Consider the following 21,720-nt stretch of genomic DNA (forward strand, 5'->3'; position numbering starts at 1 on the left):
CTGCGGCCACTGTCCTTCGCCAGCTGTACGGACTTGATGCCCAGGCGCTTGCGCAGGGTGCGAAGCTCGCGGCCCAGTTCGCCAGGATTGTTGATTTTGTCCATGATGCGCTGCATTTTAAGGACATCGGTCATCAACGTCCAACGTATAGGACAAGAAGGAGGTTCAATCGTCCTGCTTGGCCTTTGAGACCCTGCGAAGAGCACTTGCACCGGGCATCCGGTGATGCGCGGCCGGCAAAGTGCCGTGCTTGCCGACCACCAAGACCAAGTGGATCAGCCCGCCACGTGCCACTTTGGGACCTTGAAAAGCGCGCCAAACTGTGTCGAAACAACACTTCCCTTGGCGAACTGACGAGCGCCGCTCACTGTAATACCTCAATTGACAGTTCGCGACGAAATCAAGATTTAATTTAAACGGAACGACTGAAGTTTCGTCGCGCGCCTCGGTGTCCGACGTATCTTTGTAACGCCGATTACGTGTGAAAAGAATATCTAATATACACGCGATCTTGATAGCCCACACAAAGACCGCTATGTTCTGAGCTGCTGTCGCGAACAAACACCAGCAACCAATCGAGAGGCGTGGGTTACCACTCCCTCATGTGTGCGGTATTTCACGCGGCTGCATTTCGTGTAGTCGCGGCTTGGGTCTTCTGGTTGGCAGGGATTGGGATGCGGCATCAACCCGTTGCAAGGCACCCCATGTCACACCCCAATTTCCTGAAGAACACGCTGAGCCCGCAGGACGAGCTCTTTCTGGGTATGCCGGAACCACTGGCGCCTATGGCTTGGGATCTTCTGGGCCTGCTGCCAGTACCTCCGGAACAACCTCGTATTGCCAACGTGATCTTCACGCTGTGCTCTTCACTCATTGCATTCTCGCGGGAGCACCCGTTTTACGCCATAGCAAATCCTGAACAAATCAAGGCTGCGCAACTGCTTGCTGAATTCGCAAAGCCGAAGATGCATGGGGATAGCACCCCCCTCGTGCAGCTTATCGGAAGACAAACGAAATATGTTGAATGGGTGCTTTGCACGGAGCTTTCACCCGTTCAGTCTGAAATTGCAATACCTCTTGGTACAGAGGTGGCGCTGGCACTGGCAGAGCAACGTCAATTACGCACCCACCTCATCAGGCACCTGCGCAGAGACCTGGAATTAGTGCCCAGAAATGGTGCAGCCGATGCCCAATCAAAAGCCGACCTTGCAGCCCAGGATTTTGGCCATCGATGGCGCGCCACCATCAGGAACGGCGAGCGCGCATTGGCCAAGCGGTGTGCACCCGCACTCGCAGCCTCAAACCAAGGCCCGAGCCTTTCAGAAGTGGCAGAGGAACACCTCAGCCATATCACCGGCAAGGCCGGCAACGGTACGGCCAAGGCACGCGCGGGGATCAGCAACCACCGGGAGGCCAGCCTTCCGCAGATGATTGCTTATGGCATGGAACTTCGCGATCGACTCTTTCGCTCGCAAGTCGGCTCGATCACCGAGGCCATCTCTCTGTTCACAGGCCTTGACCACCGGGGCGTTCTGGGACTGGCATTCGGGAATAGCCCACGACCCGGGGAAATCCTGACCATTGACCTCGATCGCGGCGGCTTGCACGTGGCATTCGATCGACTACTCGAACGCAAGACCACTACATCTGTGGCCACGACGCTGTATGAGCCCACACGGTCGAGCTACTTGGTTCCCTGGCCGAGCGAGTTGCTCGATGCACTGAAGGATCGTCTCGAACAACACGCATCCAGCAGCGGAGAGTGCATGCGCGACGACCAAAGTGCGCTGCGCGTGGTCGACGTCCTGTCACAGCCCGATCGCGACCACGCTGCGGATCCTGGCGAATCGGCCTTGACCAGGGTGCCGGCCGATGCTCACGGGTTCACTCCGACCGTGGCTCGGCTGCGCAACGCCCTGCCCACATTGGCCATGGACGCAAAAGTTCCGCGTGCCTTTGTGGCGTCTGCGCGGCTGGACTTTCAACGCGTAGGACGCGCTCGCCCTTGGTACCTCCGAGTGGAGCAGGCCGACTTCAGCCTTCGCTGGCGGGCTCTTCTGGGCGCCCTGGGTTGGTCCACGAACGCACGGCCCACTGCGGAGGGGTCAGTTTTGAATGATCGTCAACAGTGATGATGATCTGCGGGTCCCAGGCCAGCACCTGCTCCACCGACACGCGCGCCAGCCCGCCCGGCATGCGCATCGACACGAGCTCGATGCCCATGGCCTCGAACATCTCGACGTTGATGGATCCGTCGAGCCCGGTCTCCAGGCCGTGCGGGCCGCGCGCGTAGTACACGCGCGGGCGCTGCTCGCGAGGCACGCGGGCCACGCGTTCGCGCACCGTGCGCAAGGTGTCCTCGGCATATCGCGCCAGATCCTCGGCGCGATCGCGCACGCCCATCAACTCGCCCAGCAATCGGTAGCCTGCAGGCACCGCCTCCAGCGCGCCGTCGATCAGCGCGTAGGGGATGCCGGTCTGCGCCTGCACACGGTCGGCGAGTTCGACGAAGGTCTGCCGCACCGAGCCCGTGTCCACGATCAGATCGGGTTTGAGCGCGAGCACGGTCTCCAGGTTGGCGGTGTTGCCACGCCCCGTGAGACGACCGACCTCGGGCCGGTTCCCGATGCCGGGCAACAGGAACTCGACCTCATCGGCGCGGTTGGCGCGCGGCCAGCCCAGCAACGCCTCGGGGGCGAGCGTGTAGAGCCAGATGGGCCTTGGTGACCGACGCGACGCAGGACCCGCAGGTCATGCCGTCGACTTTGAGTTCAGTGGTTTGCATATCGGGACTCCTTGGGTTTCAGTGCTGGTGGCCGCCCTGGCCACCGGGAGGAAGCTGGCGGGTGTCATCCTTGGGTTTGGTGTCCGATCCACCGCCATGCCCGCCGTGGCCACCATGCCCGCCGTGTCCGAAGAGGTGCATCAGGGGGCAGGCCAGCAGGATCAGGAACGGCAGCAGTTGCCCGAGATGAGCGTTGTGGCGGAAGAACATCCAGGCCACCGCCGCGGCCAGACCAATCCACAGCACCCATTGGTTGATGCGGGACCAGTTCGGGCCGGACGGAGGACCGTTCCCGTGTTCATGCGATTGATTCATGATGCGCTCCTGGCTGGTTCGGTCGATCGGTCACTGGTTCTTGTGGAACTTCGCGTGGTCGTGCACGGGCTTGGTCCTCGCCTTGGCCTTGGCGCTTGACGCCGCTTCGGCGGGCGCACAGGGCATGGACTTGGCCGAAGGCGCATTGCGCTCGGCACCGTGGTCATGGCGCTTCATCGCGCCGGCACTGCAGTCCATGGGCATCGGCATGGATGCCGCAGCAGCGACAGCCGGGGCGGCCGCAGGGCGCTCCTGCGCCGCCGCGCCGGCGACTCCGAGCGCGAGGACGACAAAGGACGACAGCAGAACGAGGGGGGTGCGCATGGCAAGACTCCTGATGAGGAAAGGACACGGAACGGAAGCCCGAACGGGGAATGCCGCCGCCTCACAGCGCCGCTGCGGGCGCGAGGGCGATCGGAAGACAGGACGCGGCGCGGATCAGATCCGCGCGGCGTCCGGGCGTGTCAAAGCGCGAGGCGCTGGAACGCGATGCGCGGCGGAGGCCCGCCGGGCAGGTTCGGCGAGTCGACCACCAGTTGATCGACTGAGTGCTCGGCCTGGCCGGCCGCCGAAAGTGTGTGGGACACTGGCAGCGCGAAACCGAGCGCGGCCAAGCCGTCGCCGACAACCTTCAACTGCGGGGCGCCGATCGACGACTTCTCGCAGAAGTCCAGGCAGTTGATCTTGGCAAGGTCACCCTGCTCGTTGCCGTGTTCGTGCTTCTGAACAGCGTCGGCGGCAGGCGTCGTTGCCACTTCGGAGCGGTGATGCGCCGGCTCGCCAAGAGCGCAGGCGTTGGCCACACCCATCGCGAGGCCGAACAGCCACACGAGCAGCACCTGGGCTGCCCATCGGCGGAGACGTCGGCGATCGCTGAACATGATGACGCGCGGGCGAGGCAAGGCAGATTCGTTGAATCGAGAATAGGCGCGGACTCGCCAACGTCGTTTGATCGGCATCAACAATGCCTCCGTAGTCGACTACGGACTCCGGTCGTGTCCGATGACTTCAAGCGTGGGGCCCAGAGGTGGTCGTTTCGGCGCGTTGCACACATCGGCGCGCACGCATCGCCAGAAGCTTACCGTCTTGTCATGCTGCTGACGGCTTTCTGTAATCCACCGATGGGCACACTCAGTTCGACGCGTTGAAAGCACCTCACGCTTCACTTTGGCAATCCAATCAACCCGGAGAAATCAGTGCTCAAGAATCTCGCCATCATGGCCTCGACGCTCGCAGTCGCAGGCGCAGCTTTCGCAGTCGACATGGGCAATGTCGCCCAGAAGTTCGAACTCAAAGATGGTTCAACGGTGTACGTGTTCAAGGACGGCAAGATGGCCATGGAGGATCGGCTTGGCCGGACCGTGGGCATGAAGGCCGGCCACGTCATGGAAACCAAGGACGGCCAGAAGATCATCATGGTCGGCAACGAACTCGCCCGCCTCGAGATGATCAAGGCGGAAAAGCGCGGCAACTGACTTCGGCAATCTCGATGGGGGGCAATCGCCCTCCCTTTGAGCTATCGCGCGAACGTCGCCGCGGCTCAGCCCGGTGCCAGCGCCGCTGCGACACCGACAAGTGCCATCACCGCATAAGCCGGCAGCACCCTCAGCGCCAGCGATCGACTGTCGAGCACCCACAGCAGCCCGAGCTTGGTGACCTGGTTGACCGCGGCCGCGAGAAAGATGGCCAGGCCCGCGACCGACGCGCCCACGACCCCGTCGCCGACCATGCGGCCCACCGACAGTGTGATGGCATCGACGTCAACCAGGCCCGAGATCGCCGCCGTGACCAGCAATCCGGCGTCGCCGAACCGGTCCGCGAGGAATCGCCCGGCGAGCAGCACCGCGGCGAGGAACAGCGCGAACTGGACGGCCGCAGTCAGGTTCAGCGGATTCTGGGTCGACAGGTCCGGCAGGTCCCCCGCCTGCTCGCGCGTGGTCAGGTACGCACCGAACGCAGCGCCGGCGACGGCCATGGCGGCCAAGGTCCCGACGGTCGCCATGCCGAGAGCCGGCGCGGCGGCGCCGACAAGCACTGCCATGCGGCCGAACATGGCCGCGCACGCGAGCGTGGCACCTCCGGCAGCCAGTGGCCGCCATTGCGGGGCTTCCTTGGACCAGCCCAGCATCTCTTGTCCTTCAGCTGCTGGCTTCAGCCAACGTTCGGATCCAGCTTAGCAGGGCAGGCCCGCCCGGCAAGGGAGGGGGTGGCCCTGATCGCTGGCGCCGCCGCCAATACGCGCTGAAAATCGCCCGCGTAATGCTATGAGCGCTATGGACGGGCCTATCGGCTGCGTCTCTTTACCAACCTCCCGATGCGGGCCGATGCTGCCCGATCGGGAGCTCCGGCCGTGCCTTGGGCCAACCGGAGAATCCCATGTTGAACCAACATCCCCTGCAGCCCGGGCGTATGGATCGCGCGTCCGCCGCCGCTATTCCGCAGCAGCCTGCGATGAACGCCGATGCCGAGCGGGCGCCCGTCACCTTTGGGTGGTGGCTGTACTCGCAGGAGCGCTTCGTCGGCCACTACCACCTCGAGACGTTGTACCGGCTCGATCGCGTGGGCGCACGGCTTGGCGACCACAGCAGCGTCGGCACGCTCCAGCCCGGCGAGTACTACGGCCAGAGCGGGCGCGAGCCGCTCCTTCCCGAGCCAGTTCGACCTCCGCCTCCTGCTGCCTCCGCGCCTGCTGGGACAAAAGCAACGCGCCAAGCAGCTGCATCCGCCTCCCAAGCAACCGCATGCCGCTGTCGTCGGGCCGCCCCCCCAGCGCGACGACCAGGGCGCTCCCGGTCGAAACGCCGCGAGCGCGCCTGGGAGCGGAGTCGGGGAGGTCCACCCGGGCGTCGTGCGTCCCGGGTCGCGCGCAGTCTTTCAAATAGCCGCGCCAAAGCGCCCCGCCGCGCAGCGTTTTGGGCATGCCAGGAGCGGGCACGAAAGCTCGGATCTCGGAGTCGAAGACGAACAGGAGAAGCTCCTCGCACCCCAGCGCGGCGGCCAAGCGGGCGGCCGCCCGCCCCCTAGGCTCGGGCTCCGCAAGGGCGTCGATCAGCCCATCTAGCTCGTCGGAATCGCTCACGTCATTGCGGCAGGACGCAGACCACCGCGGTGCAGTTGTGGAAGCCGCCGAACTGCCCGTCGGCGCGGGCGATCTGGCCGTAGGTGTTGCAGCCGACGAAACCGCCGGGGCCGAGCGCCGAGGCGCACGCCGCCAGCTCGTCCTCAAACGCGCGCCCCAGGCGCAGCCGCGTGGCCACGCAGTCGAACACGAACGCTCCAGCGGGGGCGAGGCCGTCGAGCGCGGCGAGCGCGCTGCGGGTCGCATGCCGCGCGGCCAGGACCGCGCTGCGGTCGCTGGTTTGCATGATGTGCACGATCGCGCCTTCGGGGATCGCGGCGGCGCAGGCTATCGCGCCGCCCTCGCCGATGGCCAGCGGCACTCGCAGCCGGTGGCCCTCGGGCGACTTGATGCCCAGCACGTTGTGTAGGAAGAAAGGCAGAGGGCTGGCGAGGTCAAAGCGCTGCCCAGTGCTTTCGGCGTGGCTCTTGAACGCCTCGACCGCCGGCGCTCCGTTCAAGCTGACCAAAGTCGCGCCGCTCGCCTCCGTGACGCGCAGCGGCTCACCGACGGGCTCCCATCCGTGCGAAACCCCGATGCCGACGGGTTTGCTCGACAGGATCTCGAGAGCCACCGCCGCGTTGGCGTAGGCTTCCCTCCCGGCGAAGACATGCGTCTTTTCGAAGCGCCCGTCGTCTCCGGCTCCGCCGCCAAAAAATCGGTAGCTCCCGCCAGTTCTCACGGTCAATTCCTCGACGAGCGCGTCCGTGTGTCCCGCCAGCGCGTCGGTCATGACGAGCGCGGATCGATGACGCGCCCAATTGCCTGCGACGCCATTGAACGAGTCGACCATCGAGCCGGCCGCGCGCCGCGGGTCGGATGCGATGTCGCGGCCCACGGCGAGCGCGAACTGCATCTCGTCCGAGCGAATGGCCATCGCGGAGACGACCCCCTCCCCTCGAGCGCTCTGCGTGAACTCGCCGGCCGAGGACGCTCCGGCGATCATCTCGGTGCCGGCTTCATCAGCCAGCGCGGCCAGAAGAGCCGGGTAGTCGTGCTTGGCGGAGGCGAATACCACGATCGCGTCGGGAGCGGCGCCGCCGAACGCCTCGACGAATTCTTTCCCCAGCTCGCGCCCCGCGGTCTGGCTGTCGGCCGCCCAGGTCATGGCATTGTGAACTTTGTTCATATCCTGCTTCGTTCGCTCGTCAACCGAGCATGCTAATCGGACGCCTCCGACGTTCGCGTAGGACACGGGCGATGATCGGGGGCTGGAGTGTTTTGCGGGGGCCGACGGTTAAGCGCCTGCGCCGGCCCCTTCCGCCCATGCCGCGCGTCCACACTTGCGTCGAACTGCATCGGCGGTTTGGGGCGACGACGTATGGCGCGCGCGTCCACGCTGGTCGACGGCCTGTTGGATCGTGGACACCGGCATCTCGCGGGGTTCGATCTCTCGCGAGCCGCTCTGGAGGCGTCGCGCGGCTTTCCCAGCCGCGCGGCGCAAAACGGTTGACACGGTTTCCCGGCTCGCTCTTCCGTGCCCAGCGTTTTCGGCGATCGCGGTAGGGATGCCGGTCACCCGGCACCCCCCGCACAGAGCCGTACGTGCCCAATTTAGGCATACGGCTCCTACTCGGGTATCCGACGGCCATCCGCTCTTCGGGCCATGGATGAAGCACGTGGGGTGGCGGCAACCACTCGTTGGCCAGTTGGTCGATTCGCGCCCAGGTCATGCGGTCCTTCTGGCGTCGCTTGAGCGAGCGCCGCCACAGATCAACCACTTCCACGCTGCGCTCTCCGGCGGCAACAGCCTGCCCACCGCTCTGTCCTTGAATGCTTGTCCGTATCGAGCCACTTGCGTCCTTCATCGCCGTCCCCTCGTTTCTGGTTCTATCGCGGAGACAACTATTCTGACGCGGGGGGACTCCTTGCATGTTGTCATGCTGATTTGCCTCGTCACGTTGATGCACCCGCCGGACCATCCGACGGGGAGCAAATTTACGTGAGGCAACAGGTCAGCTCGGGTAACAATTCTGATGAGTCAATGCGCGCGGGGGCCGTCGCGTCGGCGCAGCAGGTAGATGTCCATAATCCAGCCGTGCTCGGCGCGTGCAGCAACCCTGGCTTGCCGGATGCGCGGGCCGGTGCTTTCCAGTGGGCCGCACAGCATCAGCTGTTGCGGCATGCCTAGATACGCTGCCCAGTAAATGGTGGTGTTCTGGGGCGGTAGTTTCTCGAACGAGCACTCTCCATCCAGCATCACCACCAGCGTGTCCACCGCTTGCGGCCAGCCGTGATTGCGCAGGTGGCGTCCAGTCGTGATCATCACCGGCGCACCCAAGGTATTGAGCGGAATCGAATGGACGGCCGCAAGTAGTTGCAGGCTGGTGAGTCCGGGGATTACATTCGCCTGCAGTTGCAGTCCGCGGGAACGCAATCGCTCGGCGATGCGCAAGCTGGAGTCGTAAAGACTTGGGTCTCCCCACACCATCAACGCGACAGTTCCACCGTTCGGTCGGTGCGCGCCAATCATTTTCCCCCAACAGGACGCGACGGCGTCGTGCCAAGCATGAACGCTTTCAAGGTAGGACGTAGCCGAGGCCACGCGCTGCGGAAGGTCGAATTCGACGACCTGCGCATCGGCGCTCACGTGCGACGCACAAATCAGGCGCCGCAGCTCTGCGAGGTCCGACTTGTCGGGACCTTTGCGGGGCAGCAGGATCAGGTCGGCGCGATTCAGCGCACGGATGGCTTGCAGGGTAAGGTGCTCCGGGTCACCCGTGCCGATCCCGATCAGGGACAGATGAATCATGCCTCAATCGCCGGTTCGACGGCCGGATGCAATCGCCGGCCGAAAGCGCCTGTCGTAATCAGGCGCATAGAGGCAGCTTTCGGCGAAGCCTTCGGCCGCGAGTGCCGGGCCGACCAGGATCAGGGCCGTGCGTTCCACGCCTTCGCCCAGCGCAGCTTCGATGGTGCCCAGGGTTGCGCGAACGATCCTTTCATCGGGCCAGCTCGCGCGATACACCACTGCCGCCGGGCAATCCGCGCCGTAGGCGGTGATCAGGTCTGCGGTGACCTGAGCGAGCTTGTGGATCGACAGGTGAATGGCCAGCGTGGCGCCGGTGGCGGCGAAGCGAACCAGGCTTTCGCCCTCCGGCATCGGTGAGGCGCGGCCTGAAGTTCGGGTCAGGACCACTGACTGCGCGACGCCCGGCAGCGTGAGCTCGGCGCCCAGCGCAGCGGCGGCAGCTGCGAAGGAGGGAACGCCCGGAGTCACGGTGTAGGGAATGCCCGCCGCGCGCAAGCGGCGCAATTGCTCGCCCATGGCAGACCAGACGGACAAGTCACCGGAGTGCAGGCGCGCCACGTCGCGCCCTTGCCCGTGGGCGGCAACCAGCAGGGCAGTGATGGCGTCGAGATCCAGCGGTGCGGTGTTGACGATGCGCGCCCCCGCTGGGCAGTGCGCCAGAATTTCCTCCGGCACGAGCGAGCCCGCGTAAAGGCAGACGGGGCAGCGCGCGATGAGGTCGCGGCCGCGCAGGGTCAGCAAGTCGGCGGCGCCGGGGCCGGCGCCGATGAAGTGAACGGTCATGGATTTGTTCCTGGCAAGGACGTGAAAGTGGCGAGCGCACAAGCGGCCAGCCGGTCCGGCGATACCGAGCGTGGGTGCAGAAGGGTTGCTGCCTCGCCGGCGAGCTTGTTCGCAGCCATGAGGGCAGCTGCTTCTGCGACGCTGCCGGTGCCGCGCCGCTGACGGACTGGCGCGCTGTCGGTCAGGGTGGCGATGGCGGCCATCTCCGCCGGGGTCAGGGCGCAGATCGGCAGCTTGAGTTCAGCGGCAAGGTCCTGCAGGCAGGAAGCCTGCGCCTTGTCGCGTGCGGTGGCGAGCAGAACGAGCGAGCGCAGCGGCAGCCCTGCGATGTCCGTCTCATCCAGCGCACAGCGCAGTGCCTCGCGCAACGAATGCAGCGACGCTTCAGCGCGGAATCCGAAGCCGGCCACGATCATCGGCGGCCACTCCACTGCACGATCGGGTACGCGCTTCGCCAGCCCCGCCGCGCGCCCAGCGGCTGCACGTGCGCGAGCTCGATGCGCATCAGGCTCCCGCCGGCACGCGCGTGCCACAGCGCCAGCAGCGCCTCCGATTCGAGCGTCACCGCATTGGCGACCACGCGGCAACCTGGCAGAAGAACCTCCCACAGGCATTCCAGCAGCGCCTGGCTCACGCCGCCCCCGACGAAGACGGCGTTCGGCCGCGGCAGGCCGGCCAAGGCGGCAGGCGCACTCCCGGTGGCCACGACCAGGCGGTCCACGCCGAGTGCGTCGGCGTTTCCCCGCAGGCGTGCGGCACGCTGCGGGTCGGCTTCGATGGCGACAGCCTCGCAGCTTCGATGAGCCAGCAGCCATTCGATTGCCACCGATCCGGAACCGGCGCCGATGTCCCACAGCCGCTCGCCTGGACGCGGCGCGAGCGCGGACAAGGTGAGCGCGCGCACGGCCTGCTTGGTGATCTGTCCGTCATGGGCGAACAACGCATCCGGCAATCCATTGCTGCGCGGGAGAGCGAAGCCCTCGCCAGCCACCTGCAGCGCCACGGCGACCGGGTGCGCCACGTCAGCAAGGTCATAGGACTCTGCGCGAACGTCGCGTCGCCGCTCGCGCGGACCGCCAAGCGCCTCGAGCACTGTCAGCGTGGTCGCGCCGAAACCCGCGTCGACCAGGAAGCCGGCGAGGTCCGCCACCGCGGCTGCGTCGCGCAGCAGCACCAGCAGCCGCGCACCGCTCCACAGGTGCGGACGCAGGCGAGACAGGGGCGCGGCGTGCAGCCCCAGGCACGCAGTGCCTTCGAGCGCCCAGCCCAGGCGCGCGGCTGCCAGGGCGAAGGTCGAAGGTGCGGGTAGCGCATGCCATTCCTGCGCGGCCAGGTGGCGAGTAATGGAGGTGCCGGCGCCAAACCAGAACGGGTCGCCCGACGCCAGCATCGCAACCCGTCGGCCGCGCAGAGCCAGCAAGCGGGGGATGCCGTCGGCAAAGGGGACCGGCCATTCCAGGCGCTCCGCATCCAGTTGCGCCAGCAGGGCCAGGTGGCGCGCGCTCCCCGCCACCACCTCGGCGGCTTCGAGGGCGGCGCGATGCGAAGGCGGCATGCCATCCAGGCCGTCTTCGCCCAGCCCGATAATCGTCAGCCATGGAAGCGGCCCGTTGAATTCATCCATGCGCAAGATCCTTCTCCTTGGGGGCACCTCGGAGGCCAGCGCACTGGCCGGCTGTCTCGCCGAAAGAGGGGAGAACGCGGTCCTGTCGTATGCCGGGCGTGTCAGCCAGCCCAAGGCACAGCCCATCCCGGTACGCATCGGCGGCTTCGGCGGCGTGCCGGGCCTGGTGCGATACCTGCAGGAGCACCACGTCACCCATCTCGTGGACGCCACGCACCCATTCGCGACGCAGATGAGCCGCCACGCCGTCGAGGCTGCCCAGCAGACCGGGATCGCGCTGTTGGCGCTCACCCGGCCGCCCTGGCGTGCGGGCCCGGGCGATCGCTGGCAGGCCGTCCCGGACATGGCCGCGGCGGTCGCAGCACTGGCCGGCCCCCCCAAGCGGGTCCTGCTGGCACTCGGCCGCCTGCACTGCGCCGAATTTGCGGCCCAGCCGCAGCACCATTACATCCTGCGGCTGGTCGATGCGCCGATCGAGCCGCCGGCGTTGCCGCACCACACGGTGGTCGTCTCGCGCGGCCCTTTCGGTGTGAGCGGCGATCTCGCGCTCATGCGCCGCCAGGGCGTGGACATCGTGGTCGCGAAGAACGCCGGCGGCGTCGGGGCCGAGGCAAAACTGCACGCAGCGCGCTCCCTGGGATTGCCGGTCGTGATGGTGGAGCGGCCGCCGATCGCGCACAGGCGCGAAGCATCGAGCGTGGCGCAGGTCCTGGAGTGGCTGGATCATTCGCCAGGCGCAAGGGATGCGGTCCGCGGGGTGTAGACCCACGGTGATCCGTCGGTTGCGATCACGCGGGTCGTGCTGGAGCCTACGATGACGAGGGTGCGCATGTCGGCCATCTCGGGCGCTGCGTCGCCCAGGCGGGTGACGCGCAGGGCTTCGTCGGCACTCGATACGGCGCGCGCAAAGATGACCGGTCGCGCCTCGCCGCAGGTCTCGCGAAGCACGGCCAGCGCTCGGGCAAAGCCGTGCGGTCGCGAAGCCGAGCGCGGGTTGTACAGAGCCAGCGCGAAATCGGCCTCAGCTGCCAGTCGCAGGCGACGCTCGATGAGCGGCCAGGGCTTGAGGTTGTCCGAGAGGTTGATCGCGCAGAAATCATGTCCCAGCGGTGCGCCAGCGCGAGCCGCGGCCGCGAGCATTGCCGTGATGCCGGGAAGCACGCGAACGTCGAGGTTGCGCCATTGCGCAGGACCGGCCTCCATGGCTTCGAACACCGCCGAGGCCATCGCGAACACGCCGGGGTCGCCCGAAGACACCACCACCACGTGCCGACCCTCGTGCGCCAGGCGCAAGGCCAGTGATGCCCGCTCGAGTTCCGCGCGGTTGTCGCTGGGATGCAGTGCCAGCCCTGGCCGCGGTGGCACCCGGGCCACGTAAGGGAAGTAGCCCACCACGTCCGATGCCCCAGCGAGTGCGGTCGCGACTTCGGGCGTCACGAGGGATGGCCCCCCGGGCCCAAGTCCCGCCACGATGAGCGACCCCTTCATGGCCTGCGTCCATTGCCGTGCACCAGCACGATGGAGAAGTAGGGCGTCACGCGGCCCTCTGCCTCGACCAGGCGCACGACCTTCTGGCCGGGCATGGTGGCGAACTCCACCAGCCACGCTTCTTGCAGTCGGCCGGCCGCCGCGAGGGCGCGACGTACCTTGTCGATGTTGCGACCGATCTTCATGATCACCAGCGCATCGCTTTGGGCCATGTGGCGGGCGAGCGTCGCTTCCGGCAAGGTCCCCATCAGCACCGTCAGGACATCGTCGCCCCAGGTGATCGGCCGGCCGGTGGCGGTCCATGCACCGGACATCCCGGTGATGGCTGGCACGACCTGGACGGGGTGGGTGGCTGCGAGCCGCGTGTACAGGTGCATGAAGGAGCCATAGAAGAACGGATCTCCCTCGCAGAGGATGACCACATCGTGGCCAGCGTCGGACAACGAGCGCAGCTGTGCGACGCATGCCGCATAGAACCCCGAGAGCGCCTCGTTGTAGGCAGGATCCTCCACCGCGATCTCGGTGGTGACGGGGTATTCCATCGCGAGTTCCACGGCTGCGCAGGGCAGCAGCCCCTCCACGATGCGCCGCGCCTGCCCCGGTCGACCCGCCTTACGAAAGAAGGCGACGTGCGTGGCGCCGGCGAGGAGCCTGTGCGCGCGTACGGTCATCAGGTCCGCATCTCCCGGGCCCAGTCCCACGCCGTAGAGGGTTCCCTGGCACTTCATTCGGAGCGACTCGCCAGCGCGTTGAGCGCAGCCACCGTTACGGCGCTGCCGCCCAGGCGCCCGCTCACGATGCAGCAGGGGACGGGCTGCTCGTCCCAGAGCGCGGCCTTGGACTCGGCCGCGCCGACGAAGCCGACCGGGCAGCCGACGATCGCGGCGGGCCGCGGACAGCCCGGATCCTTGAGCATGTTGAGCAGGTGAAACAGCGCGGTGGGCGCGTTGCCGATGGCCACCACCGCACCTTTCAGGTAGGGCCGCCACAGTTCCAGCGCGGCTGCCGAGCGGGTCGTCGCCAGGGACTGCGCCAGCTGCGGTACCTCGGGCTGGTGCAGCGTGCAGATCACCAGGTTGGAACGCGGCAGCCGGCCGGCGGTCACCCCTTCGCTGACCATGCGTGCATCGCAGAGGATCGGCGCGCCTGCGGCGAGTGCAACTCGCGCCGCGGCGACGAAGTCCGCAGAGAAGCGGATATGCGCTTCCAGCCCGATCAGGCCGGCGGCGTGGATCATGCGCACCGCCACCGGCTCCTCCTCTGGCCCGAAGGCCGCGAGGTCTGCTTCGGCGCGGATCATGGCGAACGATTGGCGATAGATGGCCGCGCCATCGGTTTCATAAACGTGCATCAGTCGGTTCCGATGATGGAGGCAAGTGCGCGCGGTGCAACGCCCATGCATGAGGGACGGTCCCAGGCTGTGCCCACGCGAACGATATCGAAGCTGCCGTCGCGGCCGACCAGGGTGAGGTCCGCCGCCTGCGCGCGGGCGCAGCCCTTGGCGCACCCGGAAATGTGCAGGGTGCGCGGCCCGCCGAGCCTCGCCGTTCCCGCAAGCAACGGCGCCAGCCCGCGTGCGAGCAAGCGGGTTTCCACCGTCGCGGATGCGCACGCGGGTGCTCCTGGACACGCGTCCACGTTCAGCAACGGATCGTCGTGCGCCGTGATGAACTCGCTCGAAGCCGCCCAGCTCGCGTTCTCGAGGATGATCGCTCGGCGGGGCGCGACGCGCAGCGCGTCGGCTGCGCAATCTTGCAATAGCTGCTCCAGGGACACCGCCGCCATCTGGCCGAAGGCGACGTAGTAGGCGGGCCCGAGCAGCGTAGGCCCTGGAAGCGGAAGTGCGGCCTGGGGCGCGGGTGCCGTCGTGGGGGCGAGCGCGGCAGGCAGGGCGTGTTGCGCCAGGTGGGCTTTCATGCGCGTGCCGCCGCCTGTTGTCGCGAACCAGGACGCGAGCGCGATGACGACGTCGATCGCAGTCGATGGATCGACGGAGACACCGTCGCGCGCGCCATCCGCGCGCACGATGAGGCCGCCCCCACGCCCCCGTTCGATCCGCACATCCGCCGAAGTGAAGACCAGCACGGGTGCCGGCCCCGCGTCCACCGCAAAACCGAACTTGGCGGGCAGCGGCGGCAACTCGCCAAGCCGCGCCGCCAGTTCGTTCGCCAGGCGCTCGGTGTCGTCGCCCGGTCGCCACAGGGGCGGCACGACGATATTGCGCCGTTGTTCCAGCGACGGATCGTCATCGAGCAAGCCCAGTTCTGCGAGCGCTGCCACGAGTTTCAGGTGCTGCGATTCGCGCACGCCGCGCAGCTGCAGGTTGGCTCGATTGGTCAGTTCGATGATGCCCGAGCCGAAGCGGCGCGCCGCCTCGCACAGGCCCAGCGCCTGAGCGAGGGTGAGCCGTCCCAGGCGCGGTCGAACGCGCACGATCAGCCCATCTCCCGACCGCATCGGCCGGTACGCGCCGGGGCACCAGCCCTTCGCGATGGGCCGCCGATCGGCATCCTCATGTTCGGCAGTGCTCATGGCCGCAGCATCCGCTCAAGCACGTGCCGCTGCATGTGTCTGTCCACGAAGTCGGCCAGCCGGTCCAGGCTTGCGTCCAGCGTGCGCGTGCGCACGCCGAACAGCGCACGCACGACGCTTGCCTCTTCGAACAGCCCGTGCGCATAGACGCCCAGAACCGGGCCGCACTGCCAGCCGATGGCGTCGCCCCGGTGATCGCGCAAGGCGACCGTGCACGCCGCGCAATCGACAGCACTGTCTTGCAGGCGGGTCACTCCCGTCCTGATTTCATACGCATGGGCCTGCACGCCACCCAGCGACTGCCACGGGGCTGCCAGGGTTGCGAAGCGGGCCTGCACCTGCAGCACGCGCTTGGGAAGCTCATACCTGGTCGACAAGGGCAGCAGCCCCAGCCCCGGCATGCTGCCGACCGCACCGTCCACACCGGCAGGATCGTCCAGCGATTGACCCAGCATCTGCAGCCCGCCGCATACGCCAAGGATCTTCCTGCCGGCCGCTGCGTGGCGGGCGATAGCGACATCGAGTCCTCGTTCGCGCAGCCATTGCAGGTCGCCGCTGACTTGCTTGGAGCCAGGCAGGATGATCCAGTCGGCTGCCGCCAGCTCGGACGGTTGACGCACCCAGCCCACCTGTAGGCCGGGGACCTGCCGCAAGGGCTGAAACTCGTCGATGTTGCTGATGCGCGGGTAGGCGACGATGGCCACGCGCAATCGCCCCTTTTGCGGATGACCGGTCGGCCGGTCATCGAAGACGCCGTCTTCCTCGGGCAGGCCGTGGTCCTGCTGCATCGGCAGCACGCCGACGACGGGAACACCCGAAAGCGCTTGCATCTGCTGCGCACCCGGTGCCAGTAGTTGCGCATCGCCGCGGAACTTGTTCAGGACAAATCCGACCAGAGTCGGCTTCAGATCGTCGGCCAGGAGCGTCCAGGTGCCAAAGAGATGGGCGAAAGCACCGCCGCGATCGATGTCGGCGACAAGCAGGGCGCTGAATTCGCCTGCGGCCCGCGCCCACCGCGCCGCGCCGAGGTTTACATAATCATGCGCCGCCAGATTGATCTCCGCTGGGGAACCGGCCCCTTCCATCACGAGGAGCTCATGCTGGGCGCTCAGGCGAACGAAGCTTTCGCGTGCGGCTTCGGCTAGGTGGACGCTGCGCTCGCGCCAGGGAAGTTTCGCTAGGTGAGGTGCGACCTGGCCGTGCAGCACCACCTGGCTGGCCGTGTCACGCTCGGGCTTGAGCAACACCGGGTTCATGTCGACGCTTGGCGTCACGCGCGCGGCGATGGCCTGGAAGTACTGTGCGGCACCGATCTTAGCGTAGGTTTCATCATGCTGCGCAAGTCCGGGCACCACGCGGGCGTTGTTGCTCATGTTCTGCGCCTTGAACGGTGCGACATCGATGCCCCGCTGCGCGGCCCAGCGGCAAAGCGCCGTCGCGAGCAGGCTCTTGCCAGCACCGCTGCTCGTTCCCCAGACCATCAGGCTGCGTGTCACGCCGCAGCTCCCGCGATGGTCAGCGGCCGTCCCGAAGCCATTGCGTCCAGATGCCAGCACTCGCCATACCTGGGCGCAGCAGGCCACTGCGCGGGGTGACCGGGCGCGGGAGCTCCGGATGCCGCCCAGCGCCGCGCCAGCATCCAGCCGCCGTGCGAGACGACCGCAATCGGCGCGAATGGCGGCCGCCATGCTTTCGCGCGCTGCAGCAGCTCCCGCAGGTTCTCTCCGCCGCCAGGCCGGTGCTGCTCGAAAGCGGCACACCAGGCATCGATCTCCTCGCGTGGGACTTGCTCCCATGCGAGACCATCCCAGCAGCCGAAATCCATTTCGCTCAACTGTGCCACTTGCTCATGTCGCCACCCCCACCGTTTGAGCCAACGGCCAACCGCGGCACACCGCTGAAGAGGGGAGGTGAGCACGTGCCTGGGCAGGCCTTGCCGCCGCGCCTCCTGGCGGATGCGGTGGGCGAGGCGCTTGGCGCGGCGCGGATCGACTGGCACATCGGTGCGGCCGATGCAGCGGCCGACGGCACCTTCGGGACGGGGGTGGCGCCACACCCACAGCAGGCGGACCGGTTCACCCACGATGCGCTCCCGTGACGGCCAGCCAGGCCAGCAGGCTTGTGAGTTCGACGAGCTGTTGCGTGGCGCCCAGCGTGTCGCCCGTATAGCCGCCCAGACGGCGACGCAGCCAACGCACACAGCACGCCGTCGTCGCGGCGCAGGCCACGAGGGCCGACGAGACGGCCCAGAAGGCCTGGCCGCGCTGCGCACCCGCCACCGATGCGAAGAGCGCGGTGCTGGTGAGCGCGACCCAGCCCATGCCGATCCAGAAGCCTCGGCTGCCGACCGTCTCGGCGAGGGGCCTCGCCTTCGAGGCTTCGACGGAGCCGGCATAAGACAGGGTGGAAACGACCCAGGCCGGGGCGGCTCGCGAGACGATGTGCGACCAGACCAGAGCTGCGGCCGCCCAGCCGATCTCACCCTGGCTGGTATGGGTTGCCAGCGCGGAGACTGTGGCGACCTTCAAAAGGCATGCCAGTACGAGCGCGACTGCCCCGTAGCTGCCGATGCGTGAATCCTTCATGATCGCCAGGGCCTGCTCCCGAGCGGCAGCACCGCCTAGGGCATCGACGGTGTCGGCCAGGCCGTCCTCATGGAGGGCGCCGGTCAGCCAGACCGTGGCCGCCAGGCTCAGGACGGATGCGACCAGGGGCGGCCAGAACCACAGGGCTGCATGCAGGGCGGCAGCCGACCAGAGTCCGACGCATGCGCCGACCAGCGGGAAGTGGCGCAGGCAGGATCGCAACCAGGCCGGGTCGAATCCCACCCAGCGCGGCGCGGGCACACGCGTGAGGAACTGCATCGCCACGAGGAACAGCCGCAGCTCGTGCTTCATGGCGCGTCGGGCGCCTCCATCGAAGGCTTCGACTCCCGGCTGACGCCGGCCGATTCAAAGCTCGCCATCTCGCGCAGGATGCGGCATGCCGACTCGAGCAGCGGCCACGCCAGGGCGGCGCCCGAGCCTTCGCCCAGGCGCAGGCCGAGGTTCAACAGCGGCGTGGCGCCCAGGGTGCGCAGCATCAGCGCGTGGCCCGCTTCGTCGGAACAATGGGCGAAGATGCAGCGGGACAGCACGGCAGGCTGCAAGCGAGCGGCGACCAGCACCGCGCTGCTGGCAATGAAACCGTCGACCACCACGACACGGCGCTCCAGGGCCGCCTGCAGCGTAGCGCCACACATCATGGCGATCTCGAAGCCACCGAATGCAGCAAGCGCCTGCAGCGGCGTACCGGCCTCGGGATGCCTGGCCAACACCCGGCGCAGCACCCCGAGCTTGCGCTGCATGCCGGCGTCGTCCAGGCCTGTGCCGCGCCCGGTGCACAGCTCGATGGGGTGTCCCGCGAGGCGCGCAAGCAGCAAGGCGGCCGCGGATGTGTTCCCGATCCCCATTTCACCGAGCAGCAGCGCGTTGCCTGGCAGGCTTCGAACCACCTCCCGACCCGCCAGAATGGCCTCCGTACACTGGCCTTGCGTCATCGCCGCCCCGAGCAGCGCGTCCGAGGTGCCCGGTCCGATCTTGCGCACAAGCAGGCCGGCACGCTCGGCGAACTCGTGCCGCACGCCCGCGTCGACCACAGTCAAGTTCAGTCCGTGCTGGCGCGCCAGCACGCTGACCGCGGCGCCGCCCGCCAGGAAGTTCTCGACCATCTGCCAAGTGACGTCGCTAGGGTATGCGGACACGCCCTGGGCGGCCAAGCCATGGTCTGCCGCGAACACCACGAGCTGGGGCTGCTCCAGCCGCGGCGTCTCGGTCCCGAGGATGCTGCCGATCTGCGCCGCCAGCGCCTCCAGCCGACCGAGCGCCCCGAGCGGCTTCGTCTTGCCGTCAATGCGACCGCGCAGCACCGCAGCGAGCGCTGCGTCATCGAGTTGAGGAATGTCTGGGATCATCGGTTCACGTCTCCATGGATCAGGGTGGAACGGTCGTCCTCCATCAGGAGGCGAAGGGCCGAGATGAGCGCGGTCGTCGCCTGCGGGGATTGGGCAGAAAGGCGCATCCAGCCGGGAAGGCCGAACGAGGTGGTGTCGCGTACCGCCAGTCCTCGCGCGCGCAGCAGCGCCGGTTGCGCAGTGGCGGGCAGGCGGGCGCAAAGGAAGGGTGTCACGCTGGGCGCGGGCTGCAAGCCGAGTTCTGCCAGTGCGGTGCGTAGCGCCGAGATCCAGTCGCGCAAGGTATCGCGGGTATCCGCCAGCCATGCGTGCACGACCGGATCGGTCCAGCATTCCAGCAAGGCGACCGCGTGGGCGCCGAGCGGCCACGACGGTTCCGCTTCTCTGAGCGCGACGCACCAGGCCTGCACATTCCACTGCGCACGGGCCGGCGCGATCGCGTAGGCTCCGCGGACTCCCGGCAGGCCCAGGGCCTTGTTGGGGCTGTACAACTGGATCACGGCGTCGCGGTCCTGTGTCGACCAGCGTGGCTCGCCGCCCAGGCGCAGTGGCGCATAGGCCAGATCGAGGACCGTGGGCCGCGCGGCCGGATCGTCGGGCGCGGAGGCGTCCTGACCAAAGGGACTGCTCGGTTCAGCATGCCAGTGCAAAGTGGCCGCAGCCTCTCCGAGGCCGACCACGGCGCGGCCGCAGGCACGCGCTGCAACCGCGTAATCGCCGTAGGCAAACGGCGGGACGGCCACGGCGCCCGGGGCAAGGCGCGCGCCAACGGCAGTCACGCGCTGGATGAATTCGCTGGCGCTTGCGGCGAACAGGATCCGGTGGACTTCGACACCGTGCCAGGCCGCCAGACGCTCGCGCAGCCGGTGATAAGCGGGGTCGGGATAGCGGCTGGCATCCGCGCGCGCGAGCGCCTGTAGCGCCAGCGGACAGGATCCCGCTGCGTTCACGTTGGTCGAGAAATCCCACCGGACCGAGCCTGCGGCGTCCGGTCCGCCGTGCGTGCGGGGTGTGGCGGGAGCGTTCACAAGGGCCTCGCCACCATGCTCGCCCCGAGGGTTGCGAGCAACGCCAGCCTTGCAGCGAACGCGCAGATGCGCAGCGCGTGCGCGGTGTCGATCGCCCGGGGCGCCGGCGCCGTCGGGTTCAGGGCGTACACGCCAGGCTTGCGCAGACGCACGCCCAGGCGCAGCGCAATGGCACCCATGGGCCAGCCGCCGTTGGGCGAGGGTGTGCCGGCGGCTTCGAGGGCCAATTCGCGCCACCTGCGCGGCCACGGCCATAGCAGCGCCGCCGTACATCTTGCCGGCAGCCACGACAGGACATCGTCGGCGCGCGCTGCGAATTTGCCGGCCCATTCGAAGCGACCGCGATAGCCCCACATTGCATCGGCCGTGTTGGCAAAGCGGTAGACCACGGCCCCCGGCAGGCCGGCCACCGCAAACCAGAACAGGGGCGCGACGAGCGAATCGTTCAGGTTCTCTGCCAATGTTTCGATCGCGGTCTCCCGCACGCCGGCGCAGTCCAGCTGCATGACGTCCCGGCTGACCAGCCTGGCCACGCGCGCACGTCCGTCGGTCAGCGATCGCGCGAGCGCAAGTTCCACGTCCGCGACCTCGTCGCGCAGCATGCGCCATGCAAAGCAGGGCTTGAGCAGACATGCGAGCAGCAGCGCGGCGGCCGCCGGTGGCCAGCGCAAGAGGCTGGCTTGCACCGCGTGCGCGGCGATGCCCAGAATGGCCGCGATGAGCACCCACGCAAGGGCGCCTGAAATGAACGCGGCCGGCGGCGGCAAGCGACACAAGCGCGATCCCACCGGACCCAGCAGCCGTCCCAGCCACGCGACCGGATGCCATGCGTCGGGTGGTTCCGCGAACACTGCATCCAGCATCCAGGCGATGAGGAGCGCAGCAGGCAACACGTAGTTCACGCGCATTCCCCGCTGCTCGGTTCAGCCGCAGGGCAGGCAGCCGGTTGGTCCAGCGGCGGCAGCTTGGCCAGGATGCCTTTGCGCAGCCGCTCGGGCCTGCTACTGCGGGGCAACAGGCCGTCGGTGCTTTGCTGGTGCAATGCGGCACAAGCCACCACGTCAGCCGCCGTTGCCGCATCCGCCTGCATGTCGCCGAACAAGTAGGCGTGCTTGCCGGCGGCCTGAAACGCGACGGTGCATGCGCGCCCGCAGCCGCTCAGGCAGGCAATGCCTCTCACCATGGGTGCAGGCCGGAATTGCGCCTGCGGGCCCGCCGCCACGATAGTGCGCACGGCCTCGAGCAGGAGGCCTCCCGGGGCAGGCGCCTCGCGCGGGACATCCGGCGGCCGGCAGGTGGTGCAGATGAGGATTTCGGTACAGGACATGGCCGATGCGTTCTGG

At 67.6% G+C, this 21,720-nt stretch carries 24 protein-coding genes; 3 read left to right on the forward strand and 21 right to left on the reverse strand.

Annotation, left to right across the window (positions count from 1 at the left end):
* Nucleotides 1–704: 704 nt before the first annotated feature.
* Complete coding sequence (locus M3149_RS20570) at nucleotides 705–2,132, forward strand: hypothetical protein (RefSeq protein WP_251711281.1); 1,428 nt, start codon at nucleotides 705–707, stop codon at nucleotides 2,130–2,132.
* On the opposite strand, the gene M3149_RS20575 is transcribed toward M3149_RS20570, so the two are convergent.
* The 4 genes from M3149_RS20575 to M3149_RS20590 form a co-directional block, all read right to left on the reverse strand.
* Entirely contained in the window at nucleotides 2,035–2,685 is a 651-nt protein-coding gene (locus M3149_RS20575) for an ABC transporter substrate-binding protein (RefSeq protein WP_251711282.1), read from the reverse strand. The genes M3149_RS20570 and M3149_RS20575 overlap by 98 nt on opposite strands.
* A 118-nt stretch (nucleotides 2,686–2,803) precedes the next feature.
* Nucleotides 2,804–3,100, reverse strand: coding sequence for a DUF2933 domain-containing protein (locus M3149_RS20580; protein ID WP_251711283.1), 297 nt, complete (start codon nucleotides 3,098–3,100; stop codon nucleotides 2,804–2,806).
* A 30-nt stretch (nucleotides 3,101–3,130) separates the two neighbouring features.
* Nucleotides 3,131–3,424: a hypothetical protein gene (locus M3149_RS20585; RefSeq protein ID WP_250196002.1), complete on the reverse strand. Its 294-nt coding sequence runs from the start codon at nucleotides 3,422–3,424 to the stop codon at nucleotides 3,131–3,133.
* A 140-nt stretch (nucleotides 3,425–3,564) separates the two neighbouring features.
* A complete protein-coding gene (locus M3149_RS20590; protein ID WP_251711284.1) occupies nucleotides 3,565–4,059 on the reverse strand; it encodes a hypothetical protein in 495 nt (164 codons plus the stop codon).
* Between the two features lie 237 nt (nucleotides 4,060–4,296).
* Between M3149_RS20590 and copK the strand changes: the two genes are divergently transcribed.
* The gene (gene copK, locus M3149_RS20595) at nucleotides 4,297–4,575 is read left to right on the forward strand and encodes a periplasmic Cu(I)/Cu(II)-binding protein CopK (protein WP_251711285.1); all 279 of its coding nucleotides are present in this window, start codon (nucleotides 4,297–4,299) and stop codon (nucleotides 4,573–4,575) included.
* Between the two features lie 65 nt (nucleotides 4,576–4,640).
* Here the strand turns inward: copK and M3149_RS20600 are convergent, their stop codons facing one another.
* The 6 genes from M3149_RS20600 to cbiE form a co-directional block, all read right to left on the reverse strand.
* Nucleotides 4,641–5,228, reverse strand: coding sequence for a DUF4010 domain-containing protein (locus M3149_RS20600; protein ID WP_251711286.1), 588 nt, complete (start codon nucleotides 5,226–5,228; stop codon nucleotides 4,641–4,643).
* Nucleotides 5,229–6,180: 952 nt separating this feature from the next.
* Complete coding sequence (locus tag M3149_RS20605; RefSeq protein WP_251711287.1) at nucleotides 6,181–7,347, reverse strand: FIST signal transduction protein; 1,167 nt, start codon at nucleotides 7,345–7,347, stop codon at nucleotides 6,181–6,183.
* 852 nt (nucleotides 7,348–8,199) lie between these two features.
* Nucleotides 8,200–8,970 (reverse strand): precorrin-6A synthase (deacetylating), encoded by a 771-nt coding sequence (gene cobF, locus M3149_RS20615; protein ID WP_251711288.1) that lies wholly within the window; start codon nucleotides 8,968–8,970, stop codon nucleotides 8,200–8,202.
* Between the two features lie 3 nt (nucleotides 8,971–8,973).
* A complete protein-coding gene (gene cobM, locus M3149_RS20620) occupies nucleotides 8,974–9,753 on the reverse strand; it encodes a precorrin-4 C(11)-methyltransferase (protein WP_251711289.1) in 780 nt (259 codons plus the stop codon).
* Nucleotides 9,750–10,169, reverse strand: a complete 420-nt coding sequence (locus tag M3149_RS20625; protein ID WP_251711290.1) for a cobalamin biosynthesis protein — start codon at nucleotides 10,167–10,169, stop codon at nucleotides 9,750–9,752. The genes cobM and M3149_RS20625 overlap by 4 nt, the downstream gene beginning before the upstream one ends.
* Nucleotides 10,166–11,377: a precorrin-6y C5,15-methyltransferase (decarboxylating) subunit CbiE gene (gene cbiE, locus M3149_RS20630; RefSeq protein ID WP_251711291.1), complete on the reverse strand. Its 1,212-nt coding sequence runs from the start codon at nucleotides 11,375–11,377 to the stop codon at nucleotides 10,166–10,168. The genes M3149_RS20625 and cbiE overlap by 4 nt, the downstream gene beginning before the upstream one ends.
* Between cbiE and M3149_RS20635 the strand changes: the two genes are divergently transcribed.
* Nucleotides 11,376–12,140, forward strand: a complete 765-nt coding sequence (locus tag M3149_RS20635) for a cobalt-precorrin-6A reductase (RefSeq protein ID WP_251711292.1) — start codon at nucleotides 11,376–11,378, stop codon at nucleotides 12,138–12,140. The two genes, cbiE and M3149_RS20635, sit on opposite strands and share 2 nt — an antisense overlap.
* Here the strand turns inward: M3149_RS20635 and cobJ are convergent.
* From cobJ to M3149_RS20690, 11 genes are read right to left on the reverse strand one after another with little or no spacing between them, the layout of a single operon-like run.
* Nucleotides 12,101–12,865 (reverse strand): precorrin-3B C(17)-methyltransferase, encoded by a 765-nt coding sequence (gene cobJ / locus M3149_RS20640; RefSeq protein ID WP_251711293.1) that lies wholly within the window; start codon nucleotides 12,863–12,865, stop codon nucleotides 12,101–12,103. The two genes, M3149_RS20635 and cobJ, sit on opposite strands and share 40 nt — an antisense overlap.
* Nucleotides 12,862–13,593, reverse strand: coding sequence for a precorrin-2 C(20)-methyltransferase (locus tag M3149_RS20645; protein ID WP_285887388.1), 732 nt, complete (start codon nucleotides 13,591–13,593; stop codon nucleotides 12,862–12,864). Before M3149_RS20645 ends, cobJ begins: the two co-directional genes overlap by 4 nt.
* Entirely contained in the window at nucleotides 13,590–14,216 is a 627-nt protein-coding gene (locus M3149_RS20650; RefSeq protein ID WP_251711295.1) for a precorrin-8X methylmutase, read from the reverse strand. The genes M3149_RS20645 and M3149_RS20650 overlap by 4 nt, the downstream gene beginning before the upstream one ends.
* Nucleotides 14,216–15,397, reverse strand: coding sequence for a precorrin-3B synthase (gene cobG, locus M3149_RS20655; protein WP_251711296.1), 1,182 nt, complete (start codon nucleotides 15,395–15,397; stop codon nucleotides 14,216–14,218). Before cobG ends, M3149_RS20650 begins: the two co-directional genes overlap by 1 nt.
* The gene (locus tag M3149_RS20660; protein ID WP_251711313.1) at nucleotides 15,394–16,878 is read right to left on the reverse strand and encodes a cobyric acid synthase; all 1,485 of its coding nucleotides are present in this window, start codon (nucleotides 16,876–16,878) and stop codon (nucleotides 15,394–15,396) included. The genes cobG and M3149_RS20660 overlap by 4 nt, the downstream gene beginning before the upstream one ends.
* A gap of 11 nt (nucleotides 16,879–16,889) precedes the next feature.
* The gene (locus M3149_RS20665) at nucleotides 16,890–17,480 is read right to left on the reverse strand and encodes a histidine phosphatase family protein (protein ID WP_251711297.1); all 591 of its coding nucleotides are present in this window, start codon (nucleotides 17,478–17,480) and stop codon (nucleotides 16,890–16,892) included.
* Nucleotides 17,473–18,294, reverse strand: coding sequence for an adenosylcobinamide-GDP ribazoletransferase (cobS, locus tag M3149_RS20670; protein WP_251711298.1), 822 nt, complete (start codon nucleotides 18,292–18,294; stop codon nucleotides 17,473–17,475). Before cobS ends, M3149_RS20665 begins: the two co-directional genes overlap by 8 nt.
* Complete coding sequence (gene cobT, locus M3149_RS20675; protein WP_251711299.1) at nucleotides 18,291–19,349, reverse strand: nicotinate-nucleotide--dimethylbenzimidazole phosphoribosyltransferase; 1,059 nt, start codon at nucleotides 19,347–19,349, stop codon at nucleotides 18,291–18,293. Before cobT ends, cobS begins: the two co-directional genes overlap by 4 nt.
* Complete coding sequence (locus tag M3149_RS20680; RefSeq protein WP_251711300.1) at nucleotides 19,346–20,377, reverse strand: aminotransferase class I/II-fold pyridoxal phosphate-dependent enzyme; 1,032 nt, start codon at nucleotides 20,375–20,377, stop codon at nucleotides 19,346–19,348. Before M3149_RS20680 ends, cobT begins: the two co-directional genes overlap by 4 nt.
* Nucleotides 20,374–21,285, reverse strand: coding sequence for an adenosylcobinamide-phosphate synthase CbiB (gene cbiB / locus M3149_RS20685; RefSeq protein WP_251711301.1), 912 nt, complete (start codon nucleotides 21,283–21,285; stop codon nucleotides 20,374–20,376). The genes M3149_RS20680 and cbiB overlap by 4 nt, the downstream gene beginning before the upstream one ends.
* Entirely contained in the window at nucleotides 21,276–21,704 is a 429-nt protein-coding gene (locus M3149_RS20690; protein WP_251711302.1) for a DUF1636 family protein, read from the reverse strand. The genes cbiB and M3149_RS20690 overlap by 10 nt, the downstream gene beginning before the upstream one ends.
* Nucleotides 21,705–21,720: the final 16 nt, after the last annotated feature.

It is taken from the genome of Hydrogenophaga intermedia (assembly GCF_023715105.1).
GTDB lineage: Bacteria > Pseudomonadota > Gammaproteobacteria > Burkholderiales > Burkholderiaceae_C > Hydrogenophaga > Hydrogenophaga intermedia_A.

Excerpts from the sequence above, each read along its gene's own strand:
- M3149_RS20570 (WP_251711281.1), top strand. The coding sequence starts at position 705 with ATGTCACACCCCAATTTCCTGAAGAACACGCTGAGCCCGCAGGACGAG.
- M3149_RS20580 (WP_251711283.1), bottom strand. The coding sequence starts at position 3,100 with ATGAATCAATCGCATGAACACGGGAACGGTCCTCCGTCCGGCCCGAAC.
- M3149_RS20585 (WP_250196002.1), bottom strand. The coding sequence starts at position 3,424 with ATGCGCACCCCCCTCGTTCTGCTGTCGTCCTTTGTCGTCCTCGCGCTC.
- M3149_RS20590 (WP_251711284.1), bottom strand. The coding sequence starts at position 4,059 with ATGCCGATCAAACGACGTTGGCGAGTCCGCGCCTATTCTCGATTCAAC.
- M3149_RS20600 (WP_251711286.1), bottom strand. The coding sequence starts at position 5,228 with ATGCTGGGCTGGTCCAAGGAAGCCCCGCAATGGCGGCCACTGGCTGCC.
- M3149_RS20605 (WP_251711287.1), bottom strand. The coding sequence starts at position 7,347 with ATGAACAAAGTTCACAATGCCATGACCTGGGCGGCCGACAGCCAGACC.
- cobF (WP_251711288.1), bottom strand. The coding sequence starts at position 8,970 with ATGATTCATCTGTCCCTGATCGGGATCGGCACGGGTGACCCGGAGCAC.
- cobM (WP_251711289.1), bottom strand. The coding sequence starts at position 9,753 with ATGACCGTTCACTTCATCGGCGCCGGCCCCGGCGCCGCCGACTTGCTG.
- M3149_RS20625 (WP_251711290.1), bottom strand. The coding sequence starts at position 10,169 with ATGATCGTGGCCGGCTTCGGATTCCGCGCTGAAGCGTCGCTGCATTCG.
- M3149_RS20635 (WP_251711292.1), top strand. The coding sequence starts at position 11,376 with ATGCGCAAGATCCTTCTCCTTGGGGGCACCTCGGAGGCCAGCGCACTG.
- cbiE (WP_251711291.1), bottom strand. The coding sequence starts at position 11,377 with ATGGATGAATTCAACGGGCCGCTTCCATGGCTGACGATTATCGGGCTG.
- cobJ (WP_251711293.1), bottom strand. The coding sequence starts at position 12,865 with ATGAAGGGGTCGCTCATCGTGGCGGGACTTGGGCCCGGGGGGCCATCC.
- M3149_RS20645 (WP_285887388.1), bottom strand. The coding sequence starts at position 13,593 with ATGAAGTGCCAGGGAACCCTCTACGGCGTGGGACTGGGCCCGGGAGAT.
- M3149_RS20650 (WP_251711295.1), bottom strand. The coding sequence starts at position 14,216 with ATGCACGTTTATGAAACCGATGGCGCGGCCATCTATCGCCAATCGTTC.
- cobG (WP_251711296.1), bottom strand. The coding sequence starts at position 15,397 with ATGAGCACTGCCGAACATGAGGATGCCGATCGGCGGCCCATCGCGAAG.
- M3149_RS20660 (WP_251711313.1), bottom strand. The coding sequence starts at position 16,878 with ATGGTCTGGGGAACGAGCAGCGGTGCTGGCAAGAGCCTGCTCGCGACG.
- cobS (WP_251711298.1), bottom strand. The coding sequence starts at position 18,294 with ATGAAGCACGAGCTGCGGCTGTTCCTCGTGGCGATGCAGTTCCTCACG.
- cobT (WP_251711299.1), bottom strand. The coding sequence starts at position 19,349 with ATGATCCCAGACATTCCTCAACTCGATGACGCAGCGCTCGCTGCGGTG.
- cbiB (WP_251711301.1), bottom strand. The coding sequence starts at position 21,285 with ATGCGCGTGAACTACGTGTTGCCTGCTGCGCTCCTCATCGCCTGGATG.
- M3149_RS20690 (WP_251711302.1), bottom strand. The coding sequence starts at position 21,704 with ATGTCCTGTACCGAAATCCTCATCTGCACCACCTGCCGGCCGCCGGAT.